Source organism: Denitrobaculum tricleocarpae, from assembly GCF_007004665.1.
In the GTDB taxonomy this organism is placed as follows: Bacteria; Pseudomonadota; Alphaproteobacteria; order Kiloniellales; family Kiloniellaceae; genus Denitrobaculum; species Denitrobaculum tricleocarpae.
The window spans coordinates 1-13,771 of the sequence record NZ_ML660061.1 but is presented as its reverse complement, the minus strand read 5'-3'; the positions used below and the strand labels follow the sequence as shown (position 1 = coordinate 13,771).

The window sequence follows — 13,771 nt, the reverse complement described above, 5'->3', positions numbered from 1 at the left end:
GGCACGCCTGACGTCAGTTCAACTCCGGCATCGTGATTCGGACAGGAATGCCGCGGCGTTCCTGTGTGACCCGCCGGATCACAGACCAGTTCAGGCGTGCCGCCTGCCCTTTCGCGGCCTCCAGCACCAGCGCCGTGGTTTCAGGTGGATCATAGGGCGTCAGCCGCCCGGTGGCCGCCAGGGCATCGGCCTGAAGCGGGGTAGGATGAACCTCCAGATAGAGTTCGTCGCCGACCCAGCCGGTTTTCACCTGCTGGTTCAGGATCGTGACCTCGGTGCCGGGCTCCACCGCCGCGAAGAGGGCGGCGATGTCTTCGGGGTAGAGGCGGATACAGCCGCGGCTCACCCGCCGCCCGATGCCGTAAGGCCGGTTGGTGCCGTGAATGACGTAGCGCGGCCAGCCCAGGTTCAAGGCATGGGCGCCCAGCGGATTGTCGGGTCCCGGCGGAACGAATTCGGGCAAATCAGGGTCGTCGCGCCGGGCGGAGGCCGTTGGAATCCAGGTCGGGTCGGCGCGTTTTTTCACGATCCTGGTCTGACCGCTCGGCGTTTCGTGCGCCGTGCGTCCGATGCCGATCGGAAAGGTGAGCACCTCTTCGCCATCCGGCGCAAAGTAGTAGAGGCGGAACTCCGGCAGATTGATCACGATGCCGGAGGGCGGTGCTTCCGGAAGAAGATGGCGCTTTGGCAAAAGCAGCTCTGTGCCCGCCGCCGGAATCCAGGGATCGACCCCCGGATTTGCCAGCAGCAGTTCCACGTAGCCCAGACTCTCCGCGACCGCCAGATCCAGGAGCGTGTCGCCGTCGCGAAGGATGATGCTTTCCTCCTCGCCGACGATCGCCGCCTCGGCGGTCACCTGTGATCCGGCCAGGATCAGCAGGAAGGACAGGAAACCGAGGCGCAGCCGGGCGGTGCGGCTGCCGGTCATTGCACGCTGTCAGCGCCGTTGATCATGGCCTGAACCTCCTGAGCAACAGTTTCGAGCCCGGCGCCGCTATCGACCTGGCGCCAGGACAAAGCGCCGAGGTCGTAGCCCGCCTGCTGGTCGACGACCGCAGGGGTCGCGTCGGATGCATCGCCATGGCGCGCGGCCACGCGGGCTTTGAGTGTTTCCTCCGGCGCCCGCAGCCAGAAGCACTGCGGCGCAACCGACCGCCCCTTGGCCATGGTTTCAAACGCCTCCCGCTCCGCCGGCTTTGAAAAAACCGCGTCGACGATCACGCTGTGGCCCTTGCTCAAAACCTTGTGCGCCCGCTCCAGCATAATCGAATAGACCCGTTCGGTCACCGCGCTGCTGTAGGCGGACTGGGGCAGCCGTTCGGTCTCCGGCATGCAGAAGAGTTCTTTGCGGATGACGTCACTGCGGACATGCACGGCGCCGGGCGCCGATCCGATCTCAGGCGCCAGCGCTCGGGCCAGAGAGGTCTTGCCGCTGCCGGACAGACCGCCGACGGCGACGCAGCGGCGCTTGCCCGGCTCCAAAAACCGCACCGCCTGACGGAAATAGTCACCGGCTTCGCCAGGCTTTCCCGAGGCCGCCGCAACCTTGGCCCGGATTGCGGCCCGCACCGAGAGAAACAATGGCAGTAAGGGCAAGGCCGTGGTGTCGTCGGTGATCGAGAGGTAACGGTTGAAAACCGCATTGGCCTCGCGTTTCCGCCCATCCTGCCAGAGATCCATCAGCAGAAAAGCCAGATCGTAGAGCACGTCGATGATGGCGATCCGGTCGTCGAACTCAATCGCGTCGAAAAGAACCGGTTGCCCATCGATCAGAACGATGTTGGCCAGGTGAAGATCACCGTGACACTGCCGGACCTTCCCCCGCTTTTGACGCGCCGCGAAAAGAGCTGCGTTTGCGGCGATTGCGGCCAGGGCCTTCCCGGAAAGTGCGCGCGACTCAGCGCGTGGAAAGATCCCCTGGTATTCCTCGAATGCGAGATCATTGCCCGTAACGATTTCGGTAAAGCCGGCGGCATGATCAAAGCCCGTCACATGAGGCACCGCGGTCTCGTGAAACGCCGCGATGACGGAGGCCAGATCGGCAAGAAGCTGATCGTCCAAAGCACCGCGTTCGGCGATGCGGTCAAACTCATCCTCGCGGTTGAAGCGTTTCATCACCACAGCATACTCGAGGGTCAAAGCTGCTGTCTCGCCCCCATCTTCCTGTTCCAGGGTCAGCTCTCCGGCCGCCGTGCGCCGGACCGCCGCAAGCCCGAGATAGAGCGCGGGCGCGGTCCTGAGATTGAGCTCAAGCTCATGCAGGCAGGCATCGCGCCGCTTGGCCAGAGTGGAAAAGTCCAGGTAGGGATATTTGACGGCGCGCTTTATCTTGTAGGCGCGGTCGCCGGCCAGGAAAACGACAGCGGCGTGGGTGTCGATCCGCTCCACGTCACCCTCCAACAGACCATGGGCCGCCGGCGACGCCAGGAAGGCCTCGACTTCGGACTGGTCTTCCATCTGATGCGGATTCGAAGACCGGCTCACGCCGCGCCCGCTGCTGTCAGCTGTCCCGCGATCAGGCTGCGGAGACATCGTCATGCCGCCCATCGGCATCGCCCTCCCCGGCTGAGAGGTCTGTCGGGTCTGGCTGGTCTGTCGGGTTTGGCCGGTCTGCGGGGTTTGGCCGGTCTGCGGGGTTTGGCCGGTCTGGCGAATCTGGCCGGTCTGGCGAATCTGGCCGGTCTGGTGAATCTGGCAAGGCGGGCAGATCCCGGCTCGAGAGTGTCTCCTTCTCCAAGAGGCGTTCCGCGCCATCCTCGAGTTGCGCGGCGTAGCGGCTCAGGACCTCCTTCGCCCTTTTGAGCGCCCGATCGGTGAGATCCCGGACAGAACGGTCAATCTCCGCAGCGGTTTCCTCGCTGTATTCGCGCGCGCCCGGCCCAACAACACCTCCATCGCCAAGAAAAGCCTGCTGCCGCGTGTCATAGGTCACCTGGCCAAGCTTCTCGGACATACCGAAGCGGGTAACCATATGGCGCGCGATCTCCGTCGCCTTTTCCAGATCGTCGGCCGCGCCGGTGGAGATCTCTTCGAAGATAATTTGCTCGGCCGCGCGTCCTCCCAGCAACACCGCCATCTTGTTCTCAAGCTCAGCCTTGGTAACCAGGAAGCGATCTTCCGTAGGACGCTGCATGGTATAGCCGAGTGCGCCGACACCGCGGGGGATAATCGAGATCTTGTGCACCGGATCCATTCCCGGCAGGGCCATCGCCACCAGCGCATGCCCCATTTCGTGATAGGCCACGACCTTGCGTTCATGCGGATTGAGCAAACGGCTTTTCTTTTCGAGACCACCGACAATCCGTTCGATCGCCGCCGTAAAGTCTTCCATGGCGACGGATTGGGCGCCGCGCCGGGTTGCCATGATTGCCGCCTCGTTCACGAGATTGGCAAGATCCGCGCCCGAGAACCCCGGCGTCAATCCGGCGATCTTTTCCGGATCGACATCGCCGGCCAATTCAATTCCCTTCACATGCACATCGAGGATAGCAACACGTCCCGGCTTGTCGGGCCGGTCGACCAGAACCTGACGGTCGAAACGTCCGGCGCGCAGCAGGGCCGGATCCAGAATCTCAGGCCGGTTGGTCGCCGCCAGAAGAACGATGCCTTGGCGCGTGTCGAAGCCATCGAGCTCGGACAGCAGCTGGTTGAGCGTCTGTTCCTTCTCGTCGTGCCCCCCGCCGAAACCGCCGACCCCTCGCGCCCGGCCCAAGGCATCCAGTTCGTCGATGAAAATGATGCAGGGCGCCGCCTTTTGCGCCTGCTCGAACAGGTCGCGCACCCTCGCCGCCCCGACCCCGACAAACATCTCGACAAACTCGGAACCGCTGATCGAGAAGAAAGGCACGCCGGCCTCGCCCGCCACGGCGCGCGCAAGCAGGGTTTTACCGGTGCCCGGCGGTCCGACCAGCAGAATTCCCTTGGGAATCCGGGCCCCCAGGCGGCCGTACTGGTCCGGATGTTTCAGGAAATCGACAATTTCCTTGAGCTCGCCAAGGGCCTCGTCGACACCGGCAACATCGCTGAAGGTGACCTTGATATCTGTTTCGACGTAGACCTTCGCCTTGCTCTTTCCGACCGACATCATGCCGCCGAACCCCTGTTTCTCGGCAAAGCGGCGAATCACGAACAACCAGATCGCAACGAAAAAAACAACCGGGAGGATCCACGAGAGTACGTCCCGCAGAAAGGTGCTTTCGATGACTCCGCTGTAGGTGACGTCATACTTGCGCAGTTGTTCGGTCAGCCCCGGCTCGACCCGGGTCGTTCTGAAGAGCCCGGCTTTTTCGCCCGCACTGCCGCGCAGCGTGCCCTGAATCGTATTCTGTGAAATCGCGACCTCAGCAACCCGGCCCTCCTCCAGCAGCTGCTCGAACTCGCTGTAGGGAATCTGCTGTATCTCGCGCGAACTGATCCACCAGTTCTGGAACAAAAGAATCGCCCAGACGGCGAGCAGGGCGTACGCAAAATTGAATCTATGCTTCTTATCCATGCTGGCGTCACCTCTGAGTCGGGTTGGTCAGCCGCGAGACGCGCGCCTTCCTCAAACGCGACGGCCCTGCCGGGTAAGCTTCACTATGGTAGAGTCTATGTCTTCGGCGATAAAGGCGGCTATGACCTGCATCAACTCCTCCAGGTTGAATGATTGATGCGTATCAATGCCCGGAACCGCGCTTTCCGGCTGAATCAAGATATCGCGGAACAGTGGAGGTGTGACCCTTTGAAGTCCGAACAGGCGGCGCAGAATCCGGATACCGATGCCAATGCGCCGGCAAGTATTTACCCGCTCGAATGGACGCAGTGAAGCATGGGATATCGGCTCGAACCGGCTTTGGTGAATGGGCGCTTTGGCGATCCGGTCCTCTATGTCGGGTTTGAATTCGAGAAGCGCGGCCTTCTGCTTGATGTCGGCGATGTCAGTTCGCTGGACCCGGCCAAGCTCCGGCAGGTGAGCGACCTCTTCGTCTCGCATGCCCATCTGGATCACTTCGCCGACTTCGACCGGCTGTTGCGGCACCTCTTGGCGCAGGGGCAGCAACTTCGCGTCTATGGTCCGCTGGGCATCATCGAAAAGACGAAACACAAGCTGGCCGCCTACAGTTGGAACCTGGAGCCCCCAGCGCCCGCCAGCTTGCGCATCACGGTCACGGAAATCGGCTCTGCCGAGACGGCGCAGCGTGCGTCCTTCGCGCTCCGCGACCAATTCCGGCAGGACAATATCGAGCGAGTGCCGCTAAAAAAAGGCCGTCTTCTGGAGGATCACGACGTGACCGTCGACTGCACCCTTCTCGATCACAGGCTTCCCTGTCTGGCTTTCGCCATCCGCGAACAGGCGGTGCCGCATATTCTGGAGGCGAAACTGGCGGCGGAGAGGCTGCCGGCCGGCCCCTGGCTCCACAGCTTTAAGCAGGCGCTGCGACAGAAGTTGCCGGGCGACAGCATGATCGCAATCGACGAAGAGCATGGTGAAGTCGCGCTCGGCGTTCTGAAGCAGGCGCTCACCGAGGAGAGCGTTGCGCGAAAGATCTGTTACGTCACCGACTGCCAGTTCAATCCCAAGAACGCAGCGCGGATCGTTGAGCTGGCCAAGGGCGCGGATATCCTCTTCATAGAAGCCAAGTTTGCGCGGGCCGACAGCGCGCTCGCCCGGGAACGCTATCACCTGACCACCGCGCAGGCCGGTCAGTTGGCCGCCCGTGCCGGGGTCAGCCGGGTCGAGGTCTTCCATTTCTCGGAACGTTACGAGGGTGAAGAAGCCCGCATGCTGGCCGAGGTTCAATCCGCTTTTCGGGAAACGCCATGACGTTGAAGATCAAGTTTTGCGGCGCAGCCGGCACGGTGACCGGATCCTGTTTCTGGATCCGCCACGGCAACAGTCAGTTTCTGGTCGACTGCGGCATGTTCCAGGGGTCCAAAACCCTGAAGGCTCTGAACTACGAAGACTTTCCCTTTGACCCGAAGGAGATTGACTACGTTCTTCTGACCCACGCGCACATCGATCACAGCGGCCTGATCCCACGCCTGATCCGCCGGGGCTTTTCCGGTCCGGTCTATGCGACCGAGGGCACCCGGGACCTCCTGACCTACATGCTGCCCGACAGCGGCCACATTCAGGAGATGGAGGTCAAGCAGCTCAACCGCCGCCGCCGCCAGCGCGCTCACGGCCCCCTGACGCCGATCTACACCCATCGCGACGGCGAGAAGGCGCTGGATTGCTTCCGCGCGGTTTCCTATGAACAGTGGCATAACGTCGGCCCGAAGGCCCGCGTGCGCTTCTGGAATGCCGGTCATATTCTGGGGGCCGCGTCGATTGAGCTGGAACTGAACAGTGACGGCGTGAACGCGGAGCGGCAGCGCCTGCTGTTTTCCGGCGACATCGGCCCCGATCACAAACTCTTCCACCCGGACCCCGACGGGCCGGCCGGGCTCGACTATGTGATCTGTGAATCGACCTACGGCGGACGCAGCCGGACCGACATCTCCCCCCAGGACCGCCGGGACGCCCTGTTCAGGGAAGTCCGGGACGCCCTGGAACAGGAGGGCGTGCTCCTGATCCCCTCCTTCGCCGTGGAGCGGACCCAGGAACTGCTCGCCGATCTGGCCATATTGATCAATCAGGGCGCCCTGCCCCGGGTCCCGGTCTTTCTGGACTCGCCGCTGGCGATCCGGGCAACCGAGGTCTTCGCCAAGCATGCGGAAAGCCTGGAAGACATCGAAGACCACGGCTCGGTCTTCAACCACCCCTCCTTCCACTTCACGGAAAGCGTCGATCAGAGCAAGGCCATCGGCCGTTACAGCGGCGGCATTATCGTCATCGCGGCCAGCGGCATGTGCGATGCCGGGCGCATCCGCCACCACCTCAAACACTTTCTGAGCAACAAGAAGACCACGGTCCTGATCGTCGGCTACCAAGCGCCGGGGACCCTGGGCCGTCTGTTGCTCGAGGGCGCATCGGCGGTGCGGATTCAGGGTAGCGATATCATGGTGCGGGCAAGGATACGCTCGCTCGACGTCTATTCCGGACATGCCGACGGCGACGGCCTGCTGGAATGGATCAAGACCCGCTTTCCCATCAAGCGCGGACTGTTTCTGGTTCACGGCGAACGGACCGGGCTGCAGGCCTTGAGAGACGGCGTCATCGAAAGCGGCCTGACGCCGAACCGTGTCGTGATTCCGGAACTCGACGACAGCTTCGATCTGACCGCCGGGGATCTCAAGCCCATCAAGACCAGGACACCGCGGCGCATTGCCCCTGAAGCGGTCGGCAATCTGGACTGGCACAACCGGCTCGCGGCCTTCTCGCTGGATCTGCGCCGGAAACTCGAGGCTGCCCCGGACGACAAAACCCGCGAGGCCATACTTTCTGAAGTGGTAAAGTCACTGGAAAAAGAAAATGGGTGAAAGACCGGACTGGAATTAAAGCAATTTGCGTTTAAACAGACACAAAATTCGCTGCCTCTCGATCAGCAAATTGCTGATCTTGAACGCAAATTTTGAAGTGTTGTGATTCATGAAAAACGCAATTCGCTATAGGTCAGGTTAAGCGCCTTCGGCAACGAGTTGGGAAAGCTCGTCCGCTGCCTGACGCAGCCTAGCAAGGTGTTGCTGCGCCATCTCGATGGTCATGCGCTGCACCGGGGCATGAAAGGCGATTGTGGACAGCAGCCGGCCCCGTTGATCGTTGATCGGCACCGCGAGCGCCACCATCCCCTCCATGAACTCTTCGTTATCCTTCGCATAGCCATTGCGGCGCACGCTTTTGAGTTCCTGACAGAGGCGGTCACGGTCCGTGAGCGTATGCGCCGTGTGCCGTTCAAGCTTTACGTGATGCAGGTAGCCATCCAACTGCGTGCAGGTCAGGCTGCTCAGGTAGAGCTTTCCGCTGGCGGTACAGTAGAGCGGGACGCGGCTGCTGACCGGGAGACGGATTCGCAGGGGCCATTTGGTTTCCACCCGCTCGAGATAGAGCATCTCGTCACGGTCCGGAACCGCCAGATTACAGGTCTCGCCGATATCGTCCGCAAGCGCCCGCATGACTCCCAGACGCGCGGCCCGGAACCTGCGCGACGAGAGCACATCGACCGCGAGGGACTGAAGCCGCGCCCCCGGGGCGTAGCTCTTGCCATCTAGATTGCGTTGCAGGAAGCCCTCCGCCTCGAGCGTGGCGAAGAGCCGGTGGATGGTGGGTTTCGGCAGGCCGAGATGCTGGTTGATCTCGGATGGCGTGACGGGAACGCCCTGTTTTGCCACCTCCTCCACGACCAGGAGGAGGCGCAAAACTGTCGGAATGCTGTCCGGCTTCTCTTTCTGTACGGCCGTTGTCACAGCACTGACTCCAGGGTCCTCTGTTTCTTGTCCCGTTGGCTGTTATCTGTTGGGCAGCAGAACTGTCGAGAGATCCGGCACGAGGGCCACGACAATCCAGACAGCCAGCAGGGCCACCAGGTACGGAACGGTGTAGCGTAAGAGCTTGAAGTAAGGGACACCGGTCACCCCGCTGGCCACATAGAGGTTCAAGCCGTAAGGCGGTGTGATAAAGCCGATCGAACCGCCAACCAGGAACAGCACCGCGAAGTGGACCGGATCCACGCCGATGGAGTGCGCGATCGGAGCCAGGATCGGAGCCAGGATGATGGTATTGGGCAGGCTTTCGAGCACCATGCCCGCGACGAAGACGATGATCATCGCCGTAAAGAGCACGGCGTAATAGCCGCCCATTCCGGTCACGAACTCCTGAATCGTGTCCCGTGCACCCAGCAGCGAGAGGATCTGCTGCATGACGACCGAGACGGCGATCAAGGGGGCCAGGATGCCGGTGATCTGGGCCGAGCGGATCACGATGCCCGGGATCTCGGTAAACTTGAAACCCTCGACCAGCGCCATCTCGCTGTAGCTTTTTTCGTCCGGCGAGCGGTCCGGATCCAGGGAGCCCATCAGGCGGTAGAGCGGCAGGGAGATCAGGCCCACGATGATACAGAAGCCGACGGTCACGCCCGCGGCCTCGGTCGGCGAGAACTTGCCGGTGTAGATGCCCCAGAGCACGAGGCCGATGGCGAAGAAGCCGAGCCAGGCACCGAAAGCCGTCTTGAGCACGCGGTTCAGCTTGAGCTGTATCAGGTGCCCCCAGCCGTTCATCTTGCAGATGATCCAGCAGGCCAGCTGCATGCCGATCACCATCATCAGGCCGGGAATGATCCCGCCGACGAAGAGATCGGAGATCGGCAGGTTCATCAGGAAGCCGTAGACGATGAAGATGATCGAAGGCGGAATGATGATACCGACCGTGCCGCCGGCGGCGGCGGTTGCCGCGGCGAAGCGCTCGTCGTAGCCGCCCTTGACCATCTCGGGATGCATCATGGCACCGATGGTGGCCGTGGTGGCCGAGTTCGAACCCGAAATTGCGGCAAAGAGGCCGCAGGCGCCCAGACTGGCCATGGCGAGGCCGCCGCGCAGCCAGCCCAGACAGGCATAGGCGAAGTCGGAAAGCCTTCGGGCGATACCTGACTTGTTGATCAAGTCACCGGTCAGGATGAAAAGCGGCATGGCCAGGAGCGCGAAACCGTCAGTGAAAACGTCCGACAGCGCGACGCCGATGTTATCGAGGGTCAGGCCGAGCACGAAGCTGGCCCCGACGACCCAGAAGCCGATCACAAGAAAGATCGGCACACCCAGCATGAAAAAGACCGTCACGCCGATCGAGATCAGGAGTATCCAGTTACCGTCAGTCATGTCCGTTCCCCCTAATCGCTGATCATTGCGGATTGCTGCACGACCGGTTGGCCGGCGCGGAAGCGCGCGATGTCTTCGATCAGATTTTCGATGACGCGCGCACTCAGGATCAGCCAGCTGGCCGGAACGCAGGCATAGAACCACCACTGCAGAATATTGTCCGTGCCCAGCAGAATCTGGAAGTTCGCCGCCGAGTTGGCGGTTTGCTTCGTGGTGGTGACGATCACGATCAGGGCGAAGGTCAGCCAGAGAACCGCATCCAGGCAAACACAGAAGAGCTGCCCGGCCGGCGGCATGCTGGCCCGGAATTCCGAGAAGGAAAGATGCGAGCGGAGGCGCGTGTTATAGGCGCAGCCGACCCAGGTCATAATCAGGAACAGGAAAGGAGGAAGCGTTGTCGACCAGGGCACCTGCGACTGGAACACGAAGCGCCGGATGACCTCGACGAAGATCACCATGGCGATGACCAGATAGCTGGTAATCAGAACGGTCCGCTCCAGATGATTATCCAGAAGAGGAACCGCCTGAAGAATTTTCAAAACGATATATCCGCCGACCAGAACGACGATTGCCCCCAGAATGTATGCCGCAGAGTGATTGAGCGATTCTGCGAACATCCATGAATCGCCCGCAAGGATGGCGTCGAATATCGCACCGGCGCCCTCGGAAAATGATGACATGCTCGGTTCCTCCCACCGTCAGACTTTTTTTGTGTCTGCTCTTTTATAGAACCTAAAAGAACACCGCGCCCCGAAAAAGACCCCCGGGACGCGGTGACAACTTTAGATCAGGACTTCCACCAACGCCGTGGCTCGACGTTCTCCGGCAGCATGTCCGCAGGAACTTCACGCGCGATCTTGTGAATTTCCTGATAGGTGTCGATGCCGCCGGCCCAGCCGTTGAGCCGCTCGCGCCACTGCTCCCAAGGTCCGGGCTGGAACTCGGGCGAACACATTTCTTCGGCCATCTTGACCTGGTCGTCCGGCAGGAAGGCAACGCGAACGTTGTTTTCCGCAAAGAGCGTGTTGGGCATCTGCGGATCGGAGAAGCCGACGGTCTTGACCAGGGCCGCTTCGTTGGCGGCCTGGACATGGACCTGTGCCAGATAAGAGGATTCCATCACGGCATCCTGCAGATGAGGTTCCAGAGCGTCGAAGACCTTGGAGGACATGGAGGTGTGCTCGGTGCCGCAGAAGAACTTCAGATCGACGCACTGGGACACCACCGGCGACATGTTGGCGTAGGCCACGGCCGAGGCCCAGGTCTCGGCACCGTCGATCAGGCCCTGTTTGAGGCCGTCGAGGGTTTCTTCCCAGGCAACCGGAACCGGGTTCAGGTTCAGAAGCTGCATGGCGATCCGGCCGAGCTGCGTGCCCGTGACGCGGTTCTTGGTGCCGAAGAGGGTCTCCAGCTTGGTGACCGTCGGCTGATCTTCCCACTTCAGACCCAGCTGAATGCCGCGCAATTCGCAGTGGCTGAAGAGGAACTTCAGGCCGTGGCGCTTCTCCAGAGGATCACGCAGGATCTTCATGCTGTCGGGGTGATAGAGGAAGTAATACTGCGATGCCCGGCCCGGGAACATGAAAGCATAGTCCAGGACGTTGAGGTAAGGCGCGCCGCCGGCAGAGTTCTGCGTGGAGGCCGCATAGATGTCGACGATGCCCTGCTGGGTTTTCTTCACACAGGAAAGCTGACCGCAGATCTGGTTGTCGCCGATGAATTCGATCCGGATTTCGCCGTCGGTCCGGGATTCGAGATCACGGGCAAATTCCAGCGCACCCGCACGTTCGATCAAAAGGTTCCGGGCGTTGAAACCGGACGCTCCGAACTTAAGGTTATGTTTTGCCGGCTTTGAAAAACGGCGCTCGTAAGTCGACTCCGCCGCCTTGGCGAGGCTCGCCAGTGACATGGCGCCACCGAAGCTGGCCGCGGCCATCAGAGTCGAAGACATTCCGTATTGGCTCGCGAGCCTGAACAGGTCGCGACGCGATATTCTACTGAGCTTATCCGAAACAGTCACGTTATCCTCCCTTGCATTTATCTGCGCTTTATGAGACTTATGGTCTCAAAAATTACACGTATTACAAAAAAACGCAAGCCAATCATTATGGCAATTTGATCGGGAGGACAGCGGCAATGCAAGAAAATGAAGCTGACTTTGTAGTCGTTGGCGCTGGATCGGCCGGCTGCGTCCTGGCAAACCGGCTGAGCGCCGATCCGAATCATCGCGTCATCCTGCTGGAAGCGGGTGGAAAGGACTGGAATCCCTGGATTCATGTTCCGGTCGGCTACTTCAAGACCATGCACAACCCGAGCGTCGACTGGTGCTACCGGACCGAGCCGGATCCCGGCCTGAACGGACGCCAGCTCGATTGGCCGCGCGGCAAGGTTCTGGGCGGTTCCAGCTCGCTGAACGGTCTGCTTTACGTCCGCGGCCAGCCCGAGGACTATGACCGCTGGCGGCAGATGGGCAACGAAGGCTGGGGCTGGGACGAGATCCTGCCGCTCTTCAAGAAAGCCGAAGACCAGGAGCGCGGCGAAGACGAATTCCACGGCACCGGCGGCCCGCTCTCGGTCTCCAACATGCGCCTGAGCCGGCCGATCTGCGATTCCTGGGTCGCGGCGGCGCAGAACGCGGGCTACCCCTTCAACAACGATTACAACGGCGCGACGCAGGAAGGGGTCGGCTACTTTCAGCTGACCGCGCGCAAGGGCCGCCGCTGCAGCACCGCCGTGGGCTACCTGAACCCGGTCAAGAAGCGCCCCAATCTTCAGATCATCACCAAGGCCATGACCACGCGCGTCGTGATCGAAAACAAACGCGCCGCGGGCGTCGCTTATCTCGGTCCCGACGGCAAGGAGCATATCGTCCGCGCCAGGCGCGAGGTGGTGCTCTGCTCCGGCGCCATCGGATCGCCGCAGATCATGATGCTCTCGGGGCTGGGTGAAGCGGAACAGCTGAAAGCCAACGGCATCGAGGTCGTGAAGGACCTGCCCGGCGTCGGCAAGAACCTGCAGGACCACCTGCAGGCGCGGCTGGTGTACAAATGCAACGAACCGACCCTCAACGACGAGGTCCGCAGCTACGTCAATCAGATGCGGATCGGCCTGAAGTACATTCTCTTCAGGGCGGGCCCCATGACCATGGCCGCCAGCCTGGCGACGGGCTTTTTGAAGACCCGCGAAGAGGTGGCGACGCCGGACATCCAGTTTCACATTCAGCCCTGGTCGGCGGACAGCCCGGGCGAAGGCGTGCATCCCTTCTCGGCCTTCACCGCATCGGTCTGCCAGCTGCGTCCGGAAAGCCGGGGTGAAATCAGACTGAAAGGGCCGGATCCCAAGACCTATCCGACCATCCATCCCAATTATCTCGCGACCGAGACGGACCGCAGGACGATTGTCGACGGGATCAAGATCGCGCTCGACATCTCCAGGCAGCAGCCGCTGGCCGGCAAGATCGCGGAGCAGTTCCGGCCCGGCCCCGAGGAGACCAGCGACGAACAACTGCTCGAATGGGCGAGGAACAACGCGACCACGATCTACCACCCGACCGGCACCTGCAAAATGGGACAGGACACCCAGGCCGTGGTCGACGCGCGTCTGCGGGTCCACGGCATCGAGGGCCTGCGGATCGCCGACTGCTCGATCATGCCGGAGATCGTGTCGGGCAACACCAATGCACCGGCCATCATGATCGGGGAAAAGGCCTCGAAGATGATTTTGGAAGACGCGCGCGTCCCTGCATAGAGAAGCCTGTGTGCCCGGCCAGACATCCGGGCCCGTGAATGAATTGCGCGCAGATAAAACCGCACAGAAACACTTAAATTTGGACGACTGGAAGGAAGCGTTGAAATGAAGATGACGACGGAAGAAGCCTTTGTGAAGGTTTTGCAGATGCATGGCATTGAGCATGCGTTTGGGATTATCGGGTCAGCGATGATGCCGGTATCGGATTTGTTTCCGCGCGCGGGCGTGACTTTCTGGGACTGCGCGCATGAGACCAACGCGGGCATGATCTGCGACGGCTATACCCGCGCGACCG

The 13,771-nt window shown here is 61.5% G+C and carries 11 protein-coding genes; 4 read left to right on the top strand and 7 right to left on the bottom strand.

From position 1 onward, the window contains the following. Positions 1 to 13: 13 nt before the first annotated feature. From FKG95_RS23700 to ftsH, 3 genes are read right to left on the bottom strand one after another with little or no spacing between them, the layout of a single operon-like run. Positions 14 to 928 (bottom strand): L,D-transpeptidase family protein, encoded by a 915-nt coding sequence (locus tag FKG95_RS23700; protein ID WP_142898926.1) that lies wholly within the window; start codon positions 926 to 928, stop codon positions 14 to 16. Next, entirely contained in the window at positions 925 to 2,532 is a 1,608-nt protein-coding gene (locus tag FKG95_RS23695; protein WP_142898925.1) for a bifunctional aminoglycoside phosphotransferase/ATP-binding protein, read from the bottom strand. Before FKG95_RS23695 ends, FKG95_RS23700 begins: the two co-directional genes overlap by 4 nt. Then, positions 2,516 to 4,492, bottom strand: coding sequence for an ATP-dependent zinc metalloprotease FtsH (gene ftsH, locus FKG95_RS23690; RefSeq protein ID WP_142898924.1), 1,977 nt, complete (start codon positions 4,490 to 4,492; stop codon positions 2,516 to 2,518). The genes FKG95_RS23695 and ftsH overlap by 17 nt, the downstream gene beginning before the upstream one ends. Before the next feature lie 315 nt (positions 4,493 to 4,807). On the opposite strand from ftsH, the gene FKG95_RS23685 reads away from it, so the two are divergent. Both FKG95_RS23685 and FKG95_RS23680 read left to right on the top strand, forming a co-directional pair. Next, positions 4,808 to 5,803 carry an MBL fold metallo-hydrolase gene (locus FKG95_RS23685; protein WP_142898923.1) on the top strand — a complete coding sequence of 332 codons (996 nt, stop codon included), beginning with the start codon at positions 4,808 to 4,810 and terminating at the stop codon, positions 5,801 to 5,803. Continuing rightward, positions 5,800 to 7,401, top strand: coding sequence for an MBL fold metallo-hydrolase (locus FKG95_RS23680; RefSeq protein ID WP_142898922.1), 1,602 nt, complete (start codon positions 5,800 to 5,802; stop codon positions 7,399 to 7,401). Before FKG95_RS23685 ends, FKG95_RS23680 begins: the two co-directional genes overlap by 4 nt. A 138-nt stretch (positions 7,402 to 7,539) precedes the next feature. On the opposite strand, the gene FKG95_RS23675 is transcribed toward FKG95_RS23680, so the two are convergent. From FKG95_RS23675 to FKG95_RS23660, 4 genes are all read right to left on the bottom strand, one after another. Next, on the bottom strand, positions 7,540 to 8,325 hold the full coding sequence (locus tag FKG95_RS23675; RefSeq protein ID WP_142898921.1) for an IclR family transcriptional regulator: 786 nt from the start codon (positions 8,323 to 8,325) through the stop codon (positions 7,540 to 7,542). Positions 8,326 to 8,367: 42 nt separating this feature from the next. Further along, the gene (locus tag FKG95_RS23670) at positions 8,368 to 9,729 is read right to left on the bottom strand and encodes a TRAP transporter large permease (protein ID WP_142898920.1); all 1,362 of its coding nucleotides are present in this window, start codon (positions 9,727 to 9,729) and stop codon (positions 8,368 to 8,370) included. 11 nt (positions 9,730 to 9,740) lie between these two features. Beyond that, positions 9,741 to 10,409 carry a TRAP transporter small permease gene (locus tag FKG95_RS23665; protein WP_142898919.1) on the bottom strand — a complete coding sequence of 223 codons (669 nt, stop codon included), beginning with the start codon at positions 10,407 to 10,409 and terminating at the stop codon, positions 9,741 to 9,743. Between the two features lie 107 nt (positions 10,410 to 10,516). After that, on the bottom strand, positions 10,517 to 11,680 hold the full coding sequence (locus tag FKG95_RS23660; RefSeq protein WP_218940345.1) for a TRAP transporter substrate-binding protein: 1,164 nt from the start codon (positions 11,678 to 11,680) through the stop codon (positions 10,517 to 10,519). Positions 11,681 to 11,865: 185 nt separating this feature from the next. Here FKG95_RS23660 and FKG95_RS23655 point away from each other — a divergent pair, with 185 nt between their 5' ends. After that, the gene (locus tag FKG95_RS23655; RefSeq protein ID WP_142898917.1) at positions 11,866 to 13,476 is read left to right on the top strand and encodes a GMC family oxidoreductase; all 1,611 of its coding nucleotides are present in this window, start codon (positions 11,866 to 11,868) and stop codon (positions 13,474 to 13,476) included. Positions 13,477 to 13,581: 105 nt separating this feature from the next. After that, positions 13,582 to 13,771: thiamine pyrophosphate-binding protein (locus tag FKG95_RS23650; RefSeq protein WP_246116882.1), on the top strand; the 190-nt coding region annotated here is incomplete at its 3' end.